The organism is Streptomyces sp. NPDC007901 (genome assembly GCF_042959465.1).
In the GTDB taxonomy this organism is placed as follows: Bacteria; Actinomycetota; Actinomycetes; order Streptomycetales; family Streptomycetaceae; genus Streptomyces.
The window spans coordinates 171,044-188,422 of sequence record NZ_JBIBKW010000019.1; the positions used below are offsets into that span (position 1 = coordinate 171,044).

17 protein-coding genes are annotated in these 17,379 nt (G+C 71.6%); 9 read left to right on the forward strand and 8 right to left on the reverse strand.

The annotated features are described in order from the left end of the window. Nucleotides 1-72 precede the first annotated feature (72 nt). Nucleotides 73-996, forward strand: coding sequence for an ATP-binding cassette domain-containing protein (locus ACFZDK_RS42460; protein ID WP_390980985.1), 924 nt, complete (start codon nt 73-75; stop codon nt 994-996). A gap of 2 nt (nt 997-998) precedes the next feature. Beyond that, nucleotides 999-1,712: an ABC transporter permease gene (locus ACFZDK_RS42465; RefSeq protein ID WP_390980987.1), complete on the forward strand. Its 714-nt coding sequence runs from the start codon at nt 999-1,001 to the stop codon at nt 1,710-1,712. 33 nt (nt 1,713-1,745) lie between these two features. Here ACFZDK_RS42465 and mug read toward each other — a convergent pair whose 3' ends face one another. The 8 genes from mug to ACFZDK_RS42505 form a co-directional block, all read right to left on the reverse strand. Continuing rightward, complete coding sequence (mug, locus tag ACFZDK_RS42470) at nt 1,746-2,291, reverse strand: G/U mismatch-specific DNA glycosylase (RefSeq protein WP_359219632.1); 546 nt, start codon at nt 2,289-2,291, stop codon at nt 1,746-1,748. Then, nucleotides 2,288-3,730: an adenylosuccinate lyase gene (purB, locus tag ACFZDK_RS42475; RefSeq protein WP_390980989.1), complete on the reverse strand. Its 1,443-nt coding sequence runs from the start codon at nt 3,728-3,730 to the stop codon at nt 2,288-2,290. Before purB ends, mug begins: the two co-directional genes overlap by 4 nt. Before the next feature lie 82 nt (nt 3,731-3,812). After that, nucleotides 3,813-4,544: an FCD domain-containing protein gene (locus ACFZDK_RS42480; RefSeq protein ID WP_390980991.1), complete on the reverse strand. Its 732-nt coding sequence runs from the start codon at nt 4,542-4,544 to the stop codon at nt 3,813-3,815. Between the two features lie 80 nt (nt 4,545-4,624). Then, a complete protein-coding gene (locus ACFZDK_RS42485) occupies nt 4,625-6,112 on the reverse strand; it encodes an aldehyde dehydrogenase family protein (RefSeq protein WP_390980993.1) in 1,488 nt (495 codons plus the stop codon). An 86-nt stretch (nt 6,113-6,198) separates the two neighbouring features. Beyond that, the gene (locus ACFZDK_RS42490; RefSeq protein ID WP_390980995.1) at nt 6,199-6,969 is read right to left on the reverse strand and encodes an alpha/beta fold hydrolase; all 771 of its coding nucleotides are present in this window, start codon (nt 6,967-6,969) and stop codon (nt 6,199-6,201) included. 1 nt (nt 6,970) lies between these two features. Next, nucleotides 6,971-7,522, reverse strand: a complete 552-nt coding sequence (locus tag ACFZDK_RS42495; RefSeq protein ID WP_390980997.1) for an amino acid synthesis family protein — start codon at nt 7,520-7,522, stop codon at nt 6,971-6,973. Then, complete coding sequence (locus ACFZDK_RS42500) at nt 7,519-8,121, reverse strand: amino acid synthesis family protein (protein ID WP_390980999.1); 603 nt, start codon at nt 8,119-8,121, stop codon at nt 7,519-7,521. Before ACFZDK_RS42500 ends, ACFZDK_RS42495 begins: the two co-directional genes overlap by 4 nt. Continuing rightward, nucleotides 8,118-9,242 (reverse strand): LLM class flavin-dependent oxidoreductase, encoded by a 1,125-nt coding sequence (locus ACFZDK_RS42505; RefSeq protein WP_390981001.1) that lies wholly within the window; start codon nt 9,240-9,242, stop codon nt 8,118-8,120. Before ACFZDK_RS42505 ends, ACFZDK_RS42500 begins: the two co-directional genes overlap by 4 nt. Nucleotides 9,243-9,452: 210 nt before the next feature. On the opposite strand from ACFZDK_RS42505, the gene ACFZDK_RS42510 reads away from it, so the two are divergent. The 7 genes from ACFZDK_RS42510 to ACFZDK_RS42540 all read left to right on the forward strand — a co-directional run bounded on the left by ACFZDK_RS42510 (nt 9,453) and on the right by ACFZDK_RS42540 (nt 17,351). Further along, nucleotides 9,453-10,370 carry a flavin reductase gene (locus tag ACFZDK_RS42510; protein WP_390981003.1) on the forward strand — a complete coding sequence of 306 codons (918 nt, stop codon included), beginning with the start codon at nt 9,453-9,455 and terminating at the stop codon, nt 10,368-10,370. A 32-nt stretch (nt 10,371-10,402) separates the two neighbouring features. Further along, nucleotides 10,403-11,827, forward strand: coding sequence for a cytosine permease (locus ACFZDK_RS42515; protein WP_390981005.1), 1,425 nt, complete (start codon nt 10,403-10,405; stop codon nt 11,825-11,827). Nucleotides 11,828-11,983: 156 nt separating this feature from the next. Continuing rightward, nucleotides 11,984-13,291 (forward strand): type III glutamate--ammonia ligase, encoded by a 1,308-nt coding sequence (gene glnT, locus ACFZDK_RS42520; RefSeq protein WP_390981007.1) that lies wholly within the window; start codon nt 11,984-11,986, stop codon nt 13,289-13,291. A gap of 11 nt (nt 13,292-13,302) precedes the next feature. Then, nucleotides 13,303-14,160: a glutamine amidotransferase gene (locus tag ACFZDK_RS42525; RefSeq protein WP_390981009.1), complete on the forward strand. Its 858-nt coding sequence runs from the start codon at nt 13,303-13,305 to the stop codon at nt 14,158-14,160. Continuing rightward, a complete protein-coding gene (locus tag ACFZDK_RS42530) occupies nt 14,148-14,822 on the forward strand; it encodes a glutamate synthase (RefSeq protein WP_390981011.1) in 675 nt (224 codons plus the stop codon). The genes ACFZDK_RS42525 and ACFZDK_RS42530 overlap by 13 nt, the downstream gene beginning before the upstream one ends. Nucleotides 14,823-14,943: 121 nt before the next feature. Next, nucleotides 14,944-16,263, forward strand: a complete 1,320-nt coding sequence (locus ACFZDK_RS42535; RefSeq protein WP_390981013.1) for a glutamate synthase-related protein — start codon at nt 14,944-14,946, stop codon at nt 16,261-16,263. Next, the gene (locus ACFZDK_RS42540) at nt 16,260-17,351 is read left to right on the forward strand and encodes an FAD-dependent oxidoreductase (protein WP_390981015.1); all 1,092 of its coding nucleotides are present in this window, start codon (nt 16,260-16,262) and stop codon (nt 17,349-17,351) included. The genes ACFZDK_RS42535 and ACFZDK_RS42540 overlap by 4 nt, the downstream gene beginning before the upstream one ends. The last annotated feature ends 28 nt before the right edge of the window (nt 17,352-17,379 follow it).

Sequence of the window (17,379 nt, forward strand, 5' to 3'; positions counted from 1 at the left end):
CCCCGGGCGGGGGAGACGATCTCCACCGGCGGGGGAGGAGCCCAACCCTCCCCACCGGCCAGAGTGTTGGCCATGACCAGCATCGACGTGCACGACCTCACCAAGGAGTACGGCGGCCGACGGGCCGTGTACCACCTCACCTTCACCGTCCGGCCCGGCCGGGTCACCGGCTTCCTCGGCCCCAACGGCGCCGGCAAGTCCACCACCCTGCGTCTCGTCCTCGGCCTCGACCGCCCCACCTCCGGAACCGCCACGGTCGGCGGCCGCCCGTACCCCGAACTCGACGAGCCCCTGCGCCGGGTGGGTGCCCTGCTCGACGCCGACGCCGCGCACCACTCCCGCACCGGACGCGACCACCTGCGCGCCCTCGCCGCGAGCAACCGCATCCAGGACCGCCGGGTCGACGAGGTGCTGGAGGAGACGGGCCTCGCTCCCGCCGCCCGGCGCCGGGTACGGACGTACTCCCTGGGCATGCGCCAGCGGCTCGGCATCGCCGCCGCTCTGCTCGGCGATCCCGAGGTGGTCCTCCTCGACGAGCCCGCCAACGGCCTGGACCCCGAAGGCATCGTCTGGATCCGCCGGTTGCTGCGCCGACTGGCGGCGGAGGGCCGCACCGTACTGGTCTCCAGCCATCTGATGAACGAGACGGCCTCCTTCGCGGACCACCTGATCGTCCTGGGCCGCGGCCGTCTGCTGGCCGACACCCCGCTCCGGGACTTCATCCACGCGCGCGTGCGGCCCGCGGCCAGGGTCCGCACCACCGACGACGCACGACTCGACCACTTGCTCGCCCGGCACGGATTCGAAGCGCAGCACGGCGCGGACGGCGCCTGGACCGTGCGGCACGCGCGCGTGGCGGACATCGGGCGGGTCCTGGCCGACGCCGGCGTCCCCGTCCTCGAACTCGCCCAGGAGGAGGCCACCCTGGAGCAGGCCTACCTCGATCTGACGTCGGCGGAAGCCGAGTTCACCGCACACCACCACCAGGAGGCCTGACCATGCCGTTCCAGCCCGTCCTGCACGCCGAGTGGCTCAAGATCCGGACCCTGCGCCCGCTCGTCGGCGGCCTGGGCGCGCTCCTGGCCGTCACCGTCGCCTTCTCCGGACTCGTGGCGGCCGGCACCGACGACGGCTCCGACCCGCTCTTCACGGTGTTCTTCGGCGTCTCCTTCGGGCAGATCGCGGCGATCGCCTTCGGCGCCACCGCCGTCTCGTCCGACCTCCGGGGCGGCGCGCTGCGGCTGGCCCTGTCCGCCGTACCCGACCGGCGACGGTGGTTCGCCGCCAAGGCCACGGCGATCGCCCTGCCCGTGCTCGCCGTGGGCCTGGTCACCGGCCTCGCCACGCTGGCGCTGGGGAAGTACCTGCTCGGAGCGGCCGGTCCCACGTGGGCAGTGGGGCTGCGCGGAGCAGTGGCCTGCGGTTTCTACCTGACGCTGATGGCCCTGTTCGCGGCGGGACTCACCGCCGTACTGCGCAGCGGCACCGCGACGCTGTCCGTCCTGATCCCGTTCCTGCTGACCGTGTCCTTCGTGATCGGCGACCTCTCCGGAGGCATCGCCGACCTGCTGCCCGACCGCGCCGGTCAGGTGGCGCTCCACAGCACCTGGGACGGCTCCGTCGGCCCGTGGACCGGACTCGCGGTCACCGCACTGTGGACGGCGGCCGCACTGCTCGCCGGCGCCCGGAGCCTGCACCGACGGGACGCCTGACCTCGCCGGTCCCCCCTGGTGGGACCCCGGTGGTCAGCCCCGCGCCGCCTCCCGCAACCGCCCGAACTCCTCCGCCATCGTGGCCGCCGTCCAGTGCGCGTTCAGTCCGCTCGGGTTCGGCAGCACCCACACCCGGGTGTCGCCGATCGTCCGCTCCTGCGGCCCCATCCGGGCCTTGCGGTCGTCGAAGGCGGCCCGGTAGGCCGTGATGCCCACCACCGCCAGCCATCGCGGCCGGACCCGCTCCACCTTCGCCGTCAGCAGGCGTCCGCCCTCGGTGTACTCGGCGGCCGTCAGTTCGTCGGCCCGCGCGGTCGCCCGCGCCACCACGTTGGTGATGCCGAGCCCGTACGACGGCAACTCGCCCTGTTCCGCGGGCTTGAGCAGCCTCGGTGTGAAGCCGGACAGGTGCAGCACCGGCCAGAAGCGGTTGCCGGGGCGGGCGAAGTGGTGTCCGGTGGCCGCCGTCATCAGGCCGGGGTTGATCCCGCAGAACAGGACGTGCAGGCCGTCCGCGATCACGTCCGGGACGAGACGGTCGCGGGCGGCCTCCAGCTCCGCCGCAGTGAAGCGGGTCAGAGGATCGCTCCGGGCGTGTAGCCGGCCGCCTCCGGGTGCTGCTTGGCGATCTCCTCGATCCGGCCGACGACGACACCGACCTGGGCGGCCGCCGCGCCCGTGAAGGACAGCTTGTCGGCCATCAGGGCGGCGAGCTGCTCGCGGTCGAGCGGCAGCCGCTCGTCGGCCGCCAGCTTGTCCAGCAGGTCGTTGCGCTCGGCGCCCTGCTCGCGCATCGCGAGCGCGGTGGCGACGGCGTTCTCCTTGATCGCCTCGTGCGCGACCTCACGGCCGACGCCCGCCCGCACCGCGCCCATCAGTACCTTGGTGGTGGCGAGGAAGGGGAGGTAGCGGTCCAGCTCGCGGGCGATGACGGCGGGGAACGCGCCGAACTCGTCGAGGACCGTCAGGAAGGTCTCCAGCAGACCGTCGAGCGCGAAGAAGGCGTCCGGCAGAGCCACCCGGCGCACCACCGAGCAGGACACGTCGCCCTCGTTCCACTGGTCGCCCGCCAGCTCGCCGGTCATCGAGGCGTAGCCGCGCAGGATGACCATCAGGCCGTTGACGCGCTCGCAGGACCGCGTGTTCATCTTGTGCGGCATCGCCGAGGAGCCGACCTGGCCCGGCTTGAAGCCCTCGGTCACCAGCTCGTGCCCGGCCATCAGGCGGATCGTCTTGGCCAGCGAGGACGGCGCCGCCGCCAGCTGCACCAGCGCGGTCACCACCTCGTAGTCCAGCGAGCGCGGGTAGACCTGGCCGACCGAGGTGAACGCCTGCGAGAAACCGAGGTGCCCGGCGATCCGGTCCTCCAGCTCGGCCAGCTTCGCCGCGTCCCCGCCCAGCAGGTCCAGCATGTCCTGGGCGGTGCCGACCGGACCCTTGATGCCACGCAGCGGGTAGCGGCCGAGCAGCTCCTCGACCCGGCCGTAGGCCACGAGCAGCTCGTCGGCGGCGGTCGCGAAGCGCTTGCCGAGGGTGGTGGCCTGCGCGGCCACGTTGTGCGAGCGGCCCGCCATCACCAGCTCGGCGTACTCGCCGGCCAGCTTGCCCAGACGCGCCAGGACGGCCACCGTACGGTCGCGCACCAGCTCCAGCGAGAGCCGGATCTGCAGCTGCTCGACGTTCTCCGTCAGGTCACGGGAGGTCATGCCCTTGTGCACGTGCTCGTGCCCGGCGAGGTCGTTGAACTCCTCGATCCGCGCCTTCACGTCGTGCCGGGTGACCTTCTCGCGCTCGGCGATGGAGGCCAGGTCGACGGTGTCGAGGACCCGCTCGTAGTCGGCGATCGCCGCGTCCGGCACCTCGATCCCGAGGTCCTTCTGGGCCCGCAGCACGGCGAGCCAGAGCTGCCGCTCCAGCTTCACCTTCTGCTCGGGCGACCAGAGCGTGGCGAGCTCGGCGGAGGCGTAGCGTCCGGCGAGGACGTTCGGGATGCGGGGCTTGGCGGGTGCGGAAGTCACGTGGAGGGAGTTTACCCGGCGCCCGGCACCGCCTCCGGAGCGTCCACGGAGCAGACGCGCAGGTGGGGCCGGGACCGGACCGTCACCTCGGGGAACCGGCCCCTCCCGGGTCCCGGTCCCCCTCCGCCCGCTCCCGTTCGTCCATCCCGGCCAGCAGCGCCTGATGGCTGCGCCGGACGTGCTCGCGCATGACCCGCTCGGCGCCGTCGCCGTCCTTGGCGAGGACGAGGTCCAGCACCCGGTGGTGCTCGTGGTCGGACTCGGTCAGGCGGCCCGGCTGGGCCAGCGAGGTGCGCACCAGCCGGGCGTAGGCGAGCTGGTTCATCAGGGTGCGGTAGTGCGCCTCCAGCTTGGTGTTGTCGGCGCCGACGACGATCAGGTCGTGGAACTCGTGCACCAGCCGCGCGTACCCCTCCGCGTCACCCGCCCGCACCGCCTCGTCGGCCTCGCGCATGATGTCGCGCAGGCGGGTCACCTCGGGCACGTTGCCACGGAAGGCGAGCAGCCGGGCCGCGGCGCCCTCCAGCAGCTCCTTCATCTGGAACAGCTCGGTGATCTCGCGCCGCGAGGGCACCGCGACGAAGGTGCCGACCCGCGGCCGTACCTCCACCAGCCCCTCGATCTGCAACTGCTTCAGGGCCTCACGGATGGGGGTACGGCTGACCCCGAAGGTCTCCGACAGCGCCATCTCGGACAGGCTGGAGCGCGGCGGCAGCTCACCGGTGATGATCATCTGCCGCAGCTCCTCGGCGACGCGCGCCTGCATGCTCGTCTGCTGGAGCGGCTTCCGCGCCCGGCCACTGGGTTCTTGCATGGTACGTGAACGTAGTGCGGGACTCCTTACGACGTCAACAGGCCGCGACGGTGCCACCGGATCTGCCATACAAGGATCGCTCATGACCGCAGGATGAACGGATCGCCGGCCGGTTCCTCGCTCGTGTTGACCCACACGCTCTTCAGTCGCGTGTACTCGCGGATCACCTCCGTGCCGTGCTCGACACCCGTACCGCTGCTCTTGAAACCGGACCGCGGGGACATCGGCGACATGGACCGGTAGGTGTTGGCCCACACGGTGCCCGCCTCCAGCCGCGCCGCCATCCGGTGCACCCGGTTCACGTCCCGGGCCCACACGCCCGCGGCCAGGCCGTACGACGAGTCGTTGGCGATGGCCAGGGCTTCCTCCTCGGACGCGAACGGCATGACGGTGGCGACCGGGCCGAAGATCTCCTCCCGGCAGATCCGCATCGCGTTGTCCGTGCCGGTGAAGACCGTGGGGGAGTAGAACCAGCCGTCGAGACCGGTGTCGGGCCGGGCCCCGCCGCAGACCACCTTGCCGCCCTCGGCCAGCCCGAGTCCGACGTACGACTCGACCTTGGCCAGCTGGTCGGCGAGGGCCAGCGGGCCGAGCTCGGTGGAGTCCTCCAGCGGGTCGCCGATCCGGATGGTGGCGGCCCGCGCGGTCACCCGCTCCAGGACCTCGTCGTACACGTCCTGATGCACCAGGACCCGGCTGCCGGCCACACAGGTCTGGCCCGCCGCCGCGAAGACGCCCGCGATCACGCCCATCGACGCCGACGCCAGGTCGGCGTCCGGGAAGACGATGTTCGGTGACTTCCCGCCGAGTTCGAGCGTGCAGCGGACGAAGCGGTCGGCGCAGGTGCGGGCGATACGGCGGCCGGTCTCGGTGGAACCGGTGAAGGTCACCTTGGCGACGTCCGGGTGCTCGGTGAGGGGGCCGCCGGCACTCGGGCCGAAGCCGGTGACCACGTTGACGACACCCGGCGGGAAGCCGGCCTCCTCGAAGAGCGGGGCCAGGGCGAGGAGGGAGGCCGAGGTGTGCTCGGACGGCTTGACGACCACGGTGTTGCCCGCGGCGAGGGCCGGGGCGAGCTTGGTCGCGGTGAGGAGGAGGGGGGAGTTCCAGGGGGTGATCGCGCCGACCACGCCGACGGGTTCGCGCAGCGTGTAGTTGAGCAGGTCGCGGCTCGCGCCGGGGATGACCTCGCCGTGGATCTTGTCGGCCAGGCCGGCGTAGTAGTGGAAGTACTCGGGGAGACCGGCGAGTTGGGCGCGCATCTCGCGCAGGAGCTTGCCGTTGTCGAGGGTTTCGGTGCGGGCGAGTTCCTCGGCGTGCTCACCGATGAGGTCGGCGAGGTTACGGAGCAGGCGGCCTCGGCGGGTCTGGCTGAGGTCGCGCCAGCGGGGGTCCTCGAAGGCGGTGCGGGCGGCGCGGACGGCGCGGTCGACGTCCTCGGCGGTGCCGCTCGCGGCCTCGTACCAGGGCTGGGCCGTGGTGGGGTTGAGGCTGGGGAAGTACTCGCCGGAGGCGGGTGCGCTCCATTCGCCGGCTATGTAGTGCTGGTGACGGGGGAGTGCGGGCATGCGGTGGGCTCCTCGGGTGCGGGTTGAGTGTGGTTGCTCGCGCAGTTCGGTCCCCCAGCCGTCGGCCGGGGGTACCCCCAGCGCCCCTAAAGGGGCGCCAAGGGCGCCGTGTGTGTGAGGACCACCTCGGTCAGCTCGGCCGGGCGTTCCAGAGGAAGCAGGTGACGGGCTCCAGGAATCATGCGCACGTATGCATCCGGGATCCGCGCGGCCAGCCGTCGACTCATCTCCGGAGTGGAGCCCGGATCGTCCGCCCCCGTCACCGCCAGCGTCGGGGCCGCGATGTCCGGCAGCAGTGGCCACAGGCCCGCGTCCGCCGTCGCGAAGACGTCGTAACAGGCCAGGTACGACGTTCGGTCGTTGGCCAACAGCGTGGTGAGGAGCTCACCTGCCAACTCGGGCTCACGCGCACGCCATTCGGCAGAGAACCATCGCTCCACCGCCGCCCGCGCCGACGCCTTGAAGTCCGCTCGGGCTCGCTCCCGTCGGCCGGCCACGGCCGCTCGCTCCTCCTGAGACCGACCGGCGACCGAGCTGACCAGAGTCAGGCTGGCCGTCAACTCAGGGAGTACAACAGCGAGTTGCTGTGCCACCAACGCGCCCAGCGAGAACCCGACCACATGCGCAGGCCCGTCCAGCAACTCCGCGACATCCGTCGCAAGCTCCGCCAGCGACACGCCCTCCTCGGCCCGCGGCGAGGCGCCATGGCCGCGCAGGTCGACCAGGGTCACCCGGTGCCGTGCCGCCAGCGGCGGCAGGCAGCGTGCCCACATGCTCCGGTCGAGGCCGACACCGTGCAGCAGCACGAGGTCCGGGCCGTCCCCGTGGATCTCGTGGCTCAGGGCCGCCGCCGTCATGTCACTGTTCCGTCGCCAGCGGAGCCAGCCGCGCCTGGGGCCTGCCCTGGGCCGCCGCCGCGAGGCCGATGACGATCTCGTCGGCGCGGGGGCCGTCCGGGACCCGGACCTCGATGCTCTGGTGGTGGGAGCGGATCGTCGCGTCGGTGACGTGCTTGAGCGGGATGTCGAAGACCGTGCCGGCCGCCGCCCGCTTCTCCACCGCCGGCAGCAGGGTCGTCGCGTCGGCCGCCTTGCGGAAGTGGTCGCCGAACTTCAGGGTGTGGATCAGTCCTGAGCCGTGCTCGATCTCGCCGTCCAGGCCCACGATCGCCGCCTTGCCGTACGCCTCCACCGGCGCGCCGAGCGCGGCGACCACCCGGGGTGCCAGCAACTCGCCCAGCTTCGGGGCGACTTCGTCGATGCCCGGCAGCAGGTCGGCCACGAAGCCCTGGCCCGCCCACGGGTTCTCGATCACCGCGAGCACCACCGCCGTCCGGGCGGGCGGGTCGACCGGGCGGCCGCCCTCGGTGTGGATGTCCTCCGTGTACGTGATGATCTTCCGGACGTTCATCGGGCGCTCTCCAGTTTCTCCAGGTCCGCGAGGCGGACGACGGGGTCGGTACGGCGGTCCCCGATACGGGCGTTGGGGCGGGGCCCGGACGCGGCGGCGGCGATCACGACGATCTCGTCGGGACGGGGCGCGTCGGGGATCCTGATCTGCACGGTCTGGTAGTGCGAGCGGGTCGCGGCGGCCGTCTTGTGCCACAGCGGCACGGTCAGCGGTTCGCCCGCCGGCAGCCGGTCGTCGTTGAAGACGATGATGGAGGTGCCCTCCGTCAGCTCCCGCAGGACGTTGCCGAAGTACGGGGTGTGGATCAGGGCGCCGCCGTGTTCCGTCTCCCCGTCCAGGCCGACCACGGCGGCCTTGCCGAAGGCCTCGACGTGCTCCTCGCCGCCCAGTTCGGAGAGCAGGCGGCCGGTGAGGAGCCGGGCCAGTCCCGGTGCCACCGCCTCCACCTGGGGCTGGAGGTCGGCGACGAAGCCGCGGCCGGCCCACGGGTTGCGGATCACGGCGGCGGCCGCGACCCGCCGTACCGGAGCGGCCACCGGGCGGCCCAGTTCCAGCAGCACCTCGTCGACGACGGTCACGACCTTCCGGATGTCCGTCATGCGGCGAACTCCGGCATGACCTTGTCCGCGAACAGCTCCAGGCTGCGCATCGCCTTGCGGTGCTCAAGGCCCGGGTGCGTGGTCCACAGGAGCAGGTGCTCAAGACCGACCTCGTCGCGGAGTTCGGCGATCTTCTCCGCGACGTACTCGGGGGTGCCGACCAGCAGGTTGCGGCCGTGCAGGAAGTCGTACGACAGCTGGTGCGCGTCGGTGAGCTCCTCGTCCGCCTCCATCAGGTTGGCCAGGCCCCGCCAGTGCATGATCCAGCGGTACGTCGTCATCAGCGCCTCCTCGAAGTCGGCGCGGGCCTGCTCCATGGTGTCGGCGACGTACACGTCACGGACCAGGCCGATGCCCTCGCCGAGCGCGTACTCGCGGCCGGCCGCCTCGCTCGCCGTGGACCGGTACAGCTCGAAGCGTTCCTTCAGAGCGGAGACCGGCGGCAGCCAGAACATGCCCTGGACGCCGTCGGCCGCGGCGGCCCGGATGGAGCGGGGGCTGTCGATGACCTGCCAGAGGGGCGGGTGCGGGCGCTGCAGCGGGAAGGGTGTGACCTGCATCTTCGTAATGGCGCCGGCGGTCGTGTAGGCGTCGGTGGCGGGGGAGAGGGGGTGGTTCCACTTCACGCCCGGGGCCGGGAACTCGTAGAAGCGGCCCTGGTGGGAGAAGAAATCGCCGCTCCACGCCTTGCGCAGGATCTCGACCGTCTCGTCGTACAGCGCCCGGTTCTGCTCCTGGTCGCGCGGGTCGGCGAGCGCGTTGAGGTTGAGCGCCTCGCGGCCGTACAGGCCCCGGCCGAGGCCGACCTCGACGCGGCCGCCGGAGAGCTGGTCGAGCATCGCGATGTCCTCGGCGAGGCGCAGCGGATGCCAGAAGGTGGCGATGGAGGCCGCCTGGCCGATCCGGATGCGCGAGGTACGGGCGGCGATGTCGGCACCCATGAGGACCGGGTTCGGGGTGATCTCGATGGCCTCGTGGCCGAAGTGGTGCTCCGTGTACCAGGTGGACCAGAACCCGGCCTCTTCGGCCACTACGGCGAACTCGCGTGCCTCGTCCATGACTTGGGCGTACTCGCCGAGCCGGCCGGGCGCTCCGAGGTTGTGGAATATCGAGAACCGCATCAAGTGTCCTTTCCACTTCGGCTGTGCCATGCAAGCGAGGCTAGGAGTGCGGATGGGGCGAGTCAAGGGTTCACCTCGCCGAAACAAGCATGACCTGTGTATTTGACGTGTCTACCAGGGCGGATCGAGCTTTTGCGTCGGGGGTGTTGACACGGTTGTGCGGCGTACTTACCGTCCTCTGCCATACAAGAGCTGACCGATGGGACCGCCATGACCCACACTCTTGACCGCACCTCCCTCCTCCGCTCCGCCTGGCGGGCCGCCTGGGACCAGGGGAGGGTCGACGCCCTGGACGACCTGCTCAGTCCCTCCTACGTCCGCCGCCGCGGACCTGCCGGCGCCACCCAGAACCGCGACCAGTTCAAGGACTCCATCCGCGCGGTGCGGGAGGCGTTTCCCGATCTGCGCACCGAGATCGAGGACGTCGTCGAGGACGGCGACCGGCTGGCGGTCCGCTGGCGCAGCACCGGCCGGCACACCGGCGCCTTCCTCGGTGTGCCGCCCACCGGCAGGCCCGTCGAGGTCTCGGGCGCCACCTTCGCCCGCTTCGAAGGACCGGCCGTGGCCGAGGAGTGGGTGACCTTCGACTCCCGTCAGCTCCTCGAAGCGCTCGGGATCATCACCACCGCGCAGCAGGCCGCCGTCGACCCGGACCTGGTGCGCGGGGTGCACCGCACGTTCATCACCGGCGTCACCGTGGTCACCACGGACGACGACGGCACGCCCCGCGGGCTGGCCTGCAACGCCTTCTCCAGCATCTCCCTCGACCCGCCGATGGTGCTGGTCTGCGTCCAGCACAGCTCCGCCACGCACCCCGCCCTGCACCGGGCGAGCCGCCTCGGCATCAGCATCCTCGCCGCCGACCAGCTCGACGTCGCGAAGACCTTCGCCGCCAAGGGCGACGACAAGTTCGCCCGGATCTCCTGGACGCCCGGTGCCTTCGGCGCGCCGCTGATCGACGGTTCCTGCGCCCAGCTGGAGGTGGAGATCGGGGAACGCCTGGAGGCCGGCAGCCACACCGTGTTCACCGGCCGGGTGGTCTCCGCCCGCCACGACGACCTCGCCCCGCTGGTCTACAGCGGCGGCGGCTTCTTCGACATCTCGCACACGGCGCCGCTGCCGTGGTGACCTTCCTCCCGTAGCAAGAGCAGGAGCACCGCATGACAGAAGGAACACCGGCGCCGGTCTACGGCAGCGCGGTCACCAAGGTCGAGCCCTTCGGCGTCGACCACATCCCCGACAACGAGCGCCACGGCAGGCCCAGTTCGCAGTTCTTCGTCTGGTTCGCGGCCGGCCTCAACTTCCCGATCATCCTGCTCGGCTTCAGCGCGGCCTGGTTCGGGCTGAGCTTCGGCGCCGCGGCCACGGCCATCGTGATCGGCGCCGCGCTGGGCTCCCTGCTGATGGCCGTGATGTCCCGGATGGGCGTACGGCTCGGGGTGCCGCAGCAGATCCAGGCCCGCGGCCCGCTGGGCTTCTTCGGCAACTTCCTGCCGGTGGCCTACATCAACGTCTTCGCGGGGATCGGCTGGGCCTCCGTCACCGTCATCCTCGGCGGCAAGGCCTTCGCCGAGCTGACGCATCTGCCGTTCTGGCTGTGCGCGGCCGTGCTCACGGCGGTCGAGCTGGTGGTGTCGATCTACGGCTACAACATGATCAACTACCTCCAGCGGGTGCTCACCTACGTCCTGACCCCGCTGTTCCTGCTGATCACCGTGGTCGCCGTGGTGCGCGGCGGCAGCTTCTTCCACGCCGACCCGCACGCGTCCGGATACATCGGCGCCACCGGCGGCTGGATCACCTTCGGCGGCTGGTTCCTCTCCTTCCTGGTCGCCTGGGCCCCCTTCGCCTCCGACTACTCGCGCTATCTGCCCGACACCCCCGAGGTCGTCACCCGCACCGCCTGGTACACCGGGCTCGGCAACTTCGTCACCATCTGCTGGCTGGGCATCCTCGGCGTGGTCGTCGGCGCCAGCGCCACCAGCTCCGACTCCATCACCGCCCTGCACGAACTGGCGGGCCCGTTCGCCGTCCCGGCGCTGATCGCCGTCGGCCTGTCCGCGCTCGCGCAGAACTTCCTCAACGTGTACGGCGGCGCGATCTCCGTCCAGACCCTGAAGGTCCCGGTCGGCCGCAGCCAGGCGGTCACCGTGATCTGCCTGCTGGCCTACGCGATCAGCCTGTGGGGCGAGTCGGGCACGGAGGACAAGTTCAAGGTCTTCCTCAATCTCACCGCGTACTTCATCGCCCCGTTCGCGGCCGTGCTGCTGCTCGACTTCTACCTGGGCGGCCGCTCCGACCCGTCCCGGATCGCCGAACTCTACGACCGCCGCCGGGTCCTGGACTGGGGATTCGTCGCCTGGGCGGGCGGGGTCGCCGCATCGGTGCCGTTCTGGCAGTCCAGCTTCTACACCGGGCCGTTCTCGAAGGCCTTTCCTGGCGCCGGCGACCTGAGCATGTTCGTCGCGGCGGGTGCGGGCATGGTCCTCTACCTGCTGACGTACCGGCTGAAGCCGCTGTGGATCGCCGACGGCGGGCCGACACCGGCCATCGTCGCCGACAAGGCCGCCGCCGACCTCTCCTGACGGCTCCTCAGGGCCGGTCACCTCCTCCTCGGAGGCGGTGACCGGCCCTTCGGCTTACGGGGAACTTCCCGGGCGGAAATCCCGCCGTAACGCACCGTCTGTCTACTGGTATGCAACAGTGATTCATGTCAGTGGACACCTCCCGGGAGGCCCCTCATGACGACCGACCTCGCCGAACTGGTCCGGGACGACGGCATCGAGTTCGTGCTCGCCGTCTTCGTCGACCTGACCGGCAAGCCGTGCGCCAAGCTCGTCCCCGCCCAGGCCGTCGAGGAACTCCGGGACGAGGGCGTCGGCTTCGCCGGATACGCCGCCGGCGCGCTCGGCCAGCAGCCCAGCGACCCGGACGTCGTCGCCCGGCCCGACGCCTCCTCGTACACCCCGCTCCCCTTCGTCAAACCCGGCCTCGCGCTCGTCCACTGCGACCCGTACGTCGAGGGAGAGCCCTGGCCGTACGCCCCGCGCGTCATCCTGCGTTCGCTGCTGGAGCGGGCCGCCGCACGGGGACTCTCCCTGGCCGTCGGCGCCGAGGTCGAGTACTTCCTGGTCAACCGCGACGAACACGGCGTGCTCAGCGTCGCCGACGCCAGGGACACCGCCCCACAGCCCTGTTACGACGCCCGCGGCCTGACCCGGATGTACGACCACCTCACCGCCGTCTCCACCGCGATGAACAGCCTCGGCTGGGGCAACTACGCCAACGACCACGAGGACGGCAACGGCCAGTTCGAGCAGAACTTCCGGTACGCCGACGCCCTCACCACCGCCGACCGGGTCATCACCATGCGCTACCTGGTGTCGGTCCTCGCCGAACAGCGCGGTATGACCGCCACGTTCATGCCGAAGCCGTTCACCGACCGCACCGGCACCGGCATGCACCTGCACCTGTCGCTCTGGCGGGACGGCGAACCCGCCTTCCCCGACCCGGCGGACACCCGCGGCCTAGGCCTCTCCCCGCTCGCCTACTCCTTCGTCGCCGGGATCGTCGAGCACGCACGCGCCCTCCAGGCCGTCATCGCGCCCACCGTCAACTCCTACAAGCGCACCGGCGCCGTCTCCACCCGCTCGGGCGCCACCTGGTCGCCCCGGGTCGCGGGCTACGGCGGCAACGACCGCACCCACTTCGTGCGCGTCCCCGACGGCAACCGCGTCGAACTGCGCGGCGGCGACGGCGCCGCCAACCCCTACCTCGCCGCCGCCGGTGCGCTGGCCGCCGGCCTCGACGGCATCGAACGCGGCCTCGACCCGGGCGAGCCGGGCGCCGGGGGCAAGGGGCCGGAACTCCCGCCGACCCTGCTGCACGCCGTCGAGGCCCTCCAGGCCGACGACGTCATCAGCGGCACCCTCGACGCGGCCGGGCCGGGCGTGAGCCGGTACTTCGCCGACCTCAAGCGCGAGGAGTTCTTCGACTGGCACTCCACGGTCGGCGCCTGGGAGCTGGACCGCTATCTCACCGCCTTCTGAAGGGACTCGGTATGTGCGGAATCGTCGGGCTCCATCTGCGGGAGCCCGCCCTCGAACCCCGGCTCGGCGAACTGCTCGCCGCGATGCTGGGACAGGTCGTCGAACGGGGACCGGACTCGGCGGGCGTCGCCGTCTACGGCGACCCACGGTTGTCCCCGCCCGGCCAGAGCGTGGTGTCGCTGCTCGGCACCTCCAAGGCCGAGGTCGAGACGGTGCTGCCGGGTGCGGTGGCCTACGACGCCGACGCCACGACCGTCGTGCACGCGGAGGTTGCCCGGCTGGCCGCGCTGCTGCCCCACGCCCGGGTGATCGGCTCCGGCGAGGGGTGCGCCGTACTGAAAGGCACCGGAAACCCGGTGCGGCTGGCCGAGTCCTTCGGGCTCGCCGGCGTCACCGGCTGGCAGGGCGTCGGACACACCCGGATGGCCACCGAGTCGGCGGTCACCCCCGAGGGCGCCCACCCCTTCTCGGTGGGGCCAGGACAGTGCCTGGTGCACAACGGCTCCTTCGCCAACCACGCCACGATCCGCCGTGAACTGCGCTCCCAGGGCGTCGAGTTCGACAGCGAGAACGACTCCGAGGTCGGCGCCCGGTTCGTCGCGCACCAACTCGCCCAGGGCGCCGACCTGGAGAAGGCGCTGAAGCTGCTGTGCGAGCGGTTCGACGGCTTCTACACGCTGCTGGTCTCCACCGGTGACTCCTTCGCCGTGGTCCGCGACGCCATCGCCTGCAAGCCGGCGCTGGTCGCCGAGACCGCCGACTGGGTGGCGATGGCCTCCGAATACCGGGCGCTGGACGTCCTGCCGGGCATCGAGAACGCCCGCATCTTCGAACCCGAGCCGGAAGAGGTGTACGTATGGCGACGCTGATCGACCTGGCGACGACCCCGGTGCGGGAACTCAACGGGGCGTTGCACGCGGCCGGGGCCGACGACTGGCGGGTGCTGAACCCGCGCGGCGCGCACGCCGTCGCCTGCGGCATCCGGGACGCTCTCACCGTCGACATCGAGGGCCACGTCGGCTACTACTGCGCCGGCATGAACCAGCACGCCACGGTCACCGTGCACGGCAACGCGGGGACCGGGGTCGCCGAGAACATGATGTCCGGGACGGTCCGGGTGCGGGGGAGCGCTTCGCAGTCGGCGGGGGCCACGGCTCACGGGGGGCTGCTGGTGATCGACGGGGACGCGTCGGCCCGGTGCGGGATCTCCATGAAGGGCGTGGACATCGTGGTCGGCGGAAACGTCGGTCATACGAGTGCGTTCATGGGGCAGGCCGGGCGGCTGGTCGTCTGCGGGGACGCGGGGGAGGCGCTGGGGGACTCGCTGTACGAGGCGCGGATCTATGTACGGGGTGGGGTCAAATCGCTGGGCGCCGACTGCGTGGAGAAGGAGATGAGGGACGAACACTTCGCCGAGCTGGCCGAGTTGTTGAAGGCGGCGGAGCGGGATGAGGATCCGGGGGAATTTCGCCGGTACGGATCGGCTCGGGAGCTGTATCACTTCAAGATCGACAACTCGGGTGCGTATTAGCGCCGTTGTCGGCTGCGGGCTGGATGTGGCTGGTCGCGCCCACGCGGCGGTAGCCGCAAATCGATAACGCCCCGCGCCCCTGAAGGGGCGCTTCACCGCACCCTGTTTGGAGTTGTGAACCTTGGAACCCGCATCCCATGGTCTGCGTGAGTCGGCCACCTTTGATCGCGCCACCATCCATGCCATCCAGCGTGCCGCCGACACCGGGATCTACGACATCCGGGGCTGGGGGGCCAAGCGCAGGCTTCCGCACTTCGACGACCTGCTGCTGCTCGGCGCCTCCATGTCCCGCTATCCGCTGGAGGGTTACCGGGAGCGGTGTGACACGGACGTCGTGCTCGGTGCCCGGCACGCCAAGAACCCGCTGCGGCTCGCCACGCCCGTCACCATCGCCGGCATGAGCTTCGGAGCTCTCTCCGCCCAGGCCAAGGAGGCGCTCGGGCGGGGGGCGAGTGAGGTCGGTACGTCGACGACCACGGGGGACGGCGGGATGACGCCCGAGGAGCGCGGGCACTCCAAGCACCTCGTGTACCAGTACCTGCCGTCCCGGTACGGCATGAACCCCGACGACCTGCGGGCCGCCGACGCCATCGAGGTCGTCCTCGGGCAGGGTGCCAAGCCGGGGGGCGGGGGCATGCTGCTCGGGCAGAAGGTCACCGAACGGGTGGCGGGGATGCGGACGTTGCCGGTCGGGATCGACCAGCGCAGCGCCTGCCGGCATCCCGACTGGACCGGCCCCGACGACCTCGCCATCAAGATCCTCGAACTGCGCGAGGTCACCGACTGGGAGAAGCCGGTCTATGTGAAGGTCGGCGCGACCCGGACGTACTACGACGTGAAGCTGGCCGTGCACGCGGGTGCCGACGTCGTGGTGGTGGACGGCATGCAGGGCGGTACGGCGGCCACCCAGGACGTCTTCATCGAACACGTCGGCATCCCGACGCTCGCCGCCCTGCCGCAGGCGGTGCGGGCGCTCCAGGAGCTGGGCGTGCACCGGGAGGTCCAGCTGGTGGTGTCGGGCGGCATCCGCTCCGGTGCCGACATGGCCAAGGCGCTGGCACTGGGGGCGGACGCGGTCGCCATCGGTACGGCGGCGCTCATCGCGCTCGGCGACAACCACCCCCGGTACGAGGAGGAGTACCGGCGGCTGGGGTCGGCGGCGGGCTACTTCGACGACTACCAGGACGGCCGCGACCCGGCCGGCATCTCCACCCAGGACCCGGAACTCGCCGCCCGGCTCGACCCGGTCGAGGGCGGCCGGCGGCTCGCCAACTTCCTGCGGGTGATGACCATGGAGGCCCAGACCCTGGCCCGCGCCTGCGGCAAGGCCCACCTGCTGCACCTCGAACCCGAGGACCTGGTCGCGCTCACCATCGAGTCCGCCGCCATGGCCCGGGTCCCGCTGGCGGGCACGGACTGGATCCCGGGGGCGGGGCTGTGATCGCGGTCGTCGGCGCCGGGCTGATGGGCGCGGCCACCGCCTGGCAGCTCGCCCGGCGCGGCCACCCGGTCACCCTGATCGAGGCGTACGACATCGGGCACAAGCGGGGCAGCTCCCACGGCAGTTCGCGCATCTTCCGGCACGCCTACGCCGACCCCTTCTACGTCCGGCTGACCGGGCGGGCGCTCGAGGAGTGGCGGGTGCTGGAGGAGGACACCTCGACTCTCCTGCTGCGGACCACCGGTGGGCTCGACCTGGGGGAGGGGCGGGACCCGGAGGGCCTCGCCGAGGTGCTGGCGGCGGCCGGAGTGCCGTACGAACTCCTCGTCGCCGAGGCCGCCCGCGAACGCTGGCCGTCCATCCGGTTCACCGGCCCGGCGCTGTACCACCCGGGCGCGGGGGTGCTGGACGCGGACGAGACCGTCGCCGCCTGTGTGCGCGGGGCGGTCGAGCACGGGGCGGACGCGCTGATCGGCGTGCGCGTCGTGGGCCTGGAGGCACTCGCGGGCGGCGAGGTGCTGCTGCGCACCGACGACGGCCGGGATCTCACCGCCGACACCGTGGTGATCGCGGCCGGCGCCTGGCTGCCCGAACTCGAACTGCCTCTCGCGCTCCCGCCGTTGAGGGTCACCCAGCAACAGGTCTTCCACTTCCGGCAGCGGGACCCGCGCGAGCGCTGGCCGATCCTGGTCACCAAGGACGCGGACCTGCAGATCTTCGGGCTGCCGTCGGGCAGCGACGGGGGCTTCCTCCCGGCGATGAAGGTGGCCGAGCACGACCGGGGCACGCCCACGACGGCCGGCACCCGCAGCGGGGTGGTCGACCCCGCGTCCCGGACCCGGGTGAGCGGCTTCGTCCGTGACCGGCTGCCGGGGCTCGACCCCGCCCCGGTCGCCGAGGCGACCTGCCTCTACACCACCACCCCCGACGAGGACTTCGTCCTCGACCGGCACGGGCCGTTCGTGATCGTCTCGCCGTGCTCCGGGCACGGCGCGAAGTTCGCCCCGCTCATCGGGGCGATGGCGGCCGACCTGGCGACCGGCCGGGCCGAGCCCCAGCCGCGGTTCCGGCTCGAACGTGCGGGCTAGGATGCGCCGGTGACCGAGCAGCACGCAG

Excerpts from the sequence above, each read along its gene's own strand:
- ACFZDK_RS42460 (WP_390980985.1), top strand. The coding sequence starts at position 73 with ATGACCAGCATCGACGTGCACGACCTCACCAAGGAGTACGGCGGCCGA.
- ACFZDK_RS42465 (WP_390980987.1), top strand. The coding sequence starts at position 999 with ATGCCGTTCCAGCCCGTCCTGCACGCCGAGTGGCTCAAGATCCGGACC.
- ACFZDK_RS42480 (WP_390980991.1), bottom strand. The coding sequence starts at position 4,544 with ATGCAAGAACCCAGTGGCCGGGCGCGGAAGCCGCTCCAGCAGACGAGC.
- ACFZDK_RS42485 (WP_390980993.1), bottom strand. The coding sequence starts at position 6,112 with ATGCCCGCACTCCCCCGTCACCAGCACTACATAGCCGGCGAATGGAGC.
- ACFZDK_RS42490 (WP_390980995.1), bottom strand. The coding sequence starts at position 6,969 with ATGACGGCGGCGGCCCTGAGCCACGAGATCCACGGGGACGGCCCGGAC.
- ACFZDK_RS42495 (WP_390980997.1), bottom strand. The coding sequence starts at position 7,522 with ATGAACGTCCGGAAGATCATCACGTACACGGAGGACATCCACACCGAG.
- ACFZDK_RS42500 (WP_390980999.1), bottom strand. The coding sequence starts at position 8,121 with ATGACGGACATCCGGAAGGTCGTGACCGTCGTCGACGAGGTGCTGCTG.
- ACFZDK_RS42505 (WP_390981001.1), bottom strand. The coding sequence starts at position 9,242 with ATGCGGTTCTCGATATTCCACAACCTCGGAGCGCCCGGCCGGCTCGGC.
- ACFZDK_RS42510 (WP_390981003.1), top strand. The coding sequence starts at position 9,453 with ATGACCCACACTCTTGACCGCACCTCCCTCCTCCGCTCCGCCTGGCGG.
- ACFZDK_RS42515 (WP_390981005.1), top strand. The coding sequence starts at position 10,403 with ATGACAGAAGGAACACCGGCGCCGGTCTACGGCAGCGCGGTCACCAAG.
- glnT (WP_390981007.1), top strand. The coding sequence starts at position 11,984 with ATGACGACCGACCTCGCCGAACTGGTCCGGGACGACGGCATCGAGTTC.
- ACFZDK_RS42525 (WP_390981009.1), top strand. The coding sequence starts at position 13,303 with ATGTGCGGAATCGTCGGGCTCCATCTGCGGGAGCCCGCCCTCGAACCC.
- ACFZDK_RS42530 (WP_390981011.1), top strand. The coding sequence starts at position 14,148 with ATGGCGACGCTGATCGACCTGGCGACGACCCCGGTGCGGGAACTCAAC.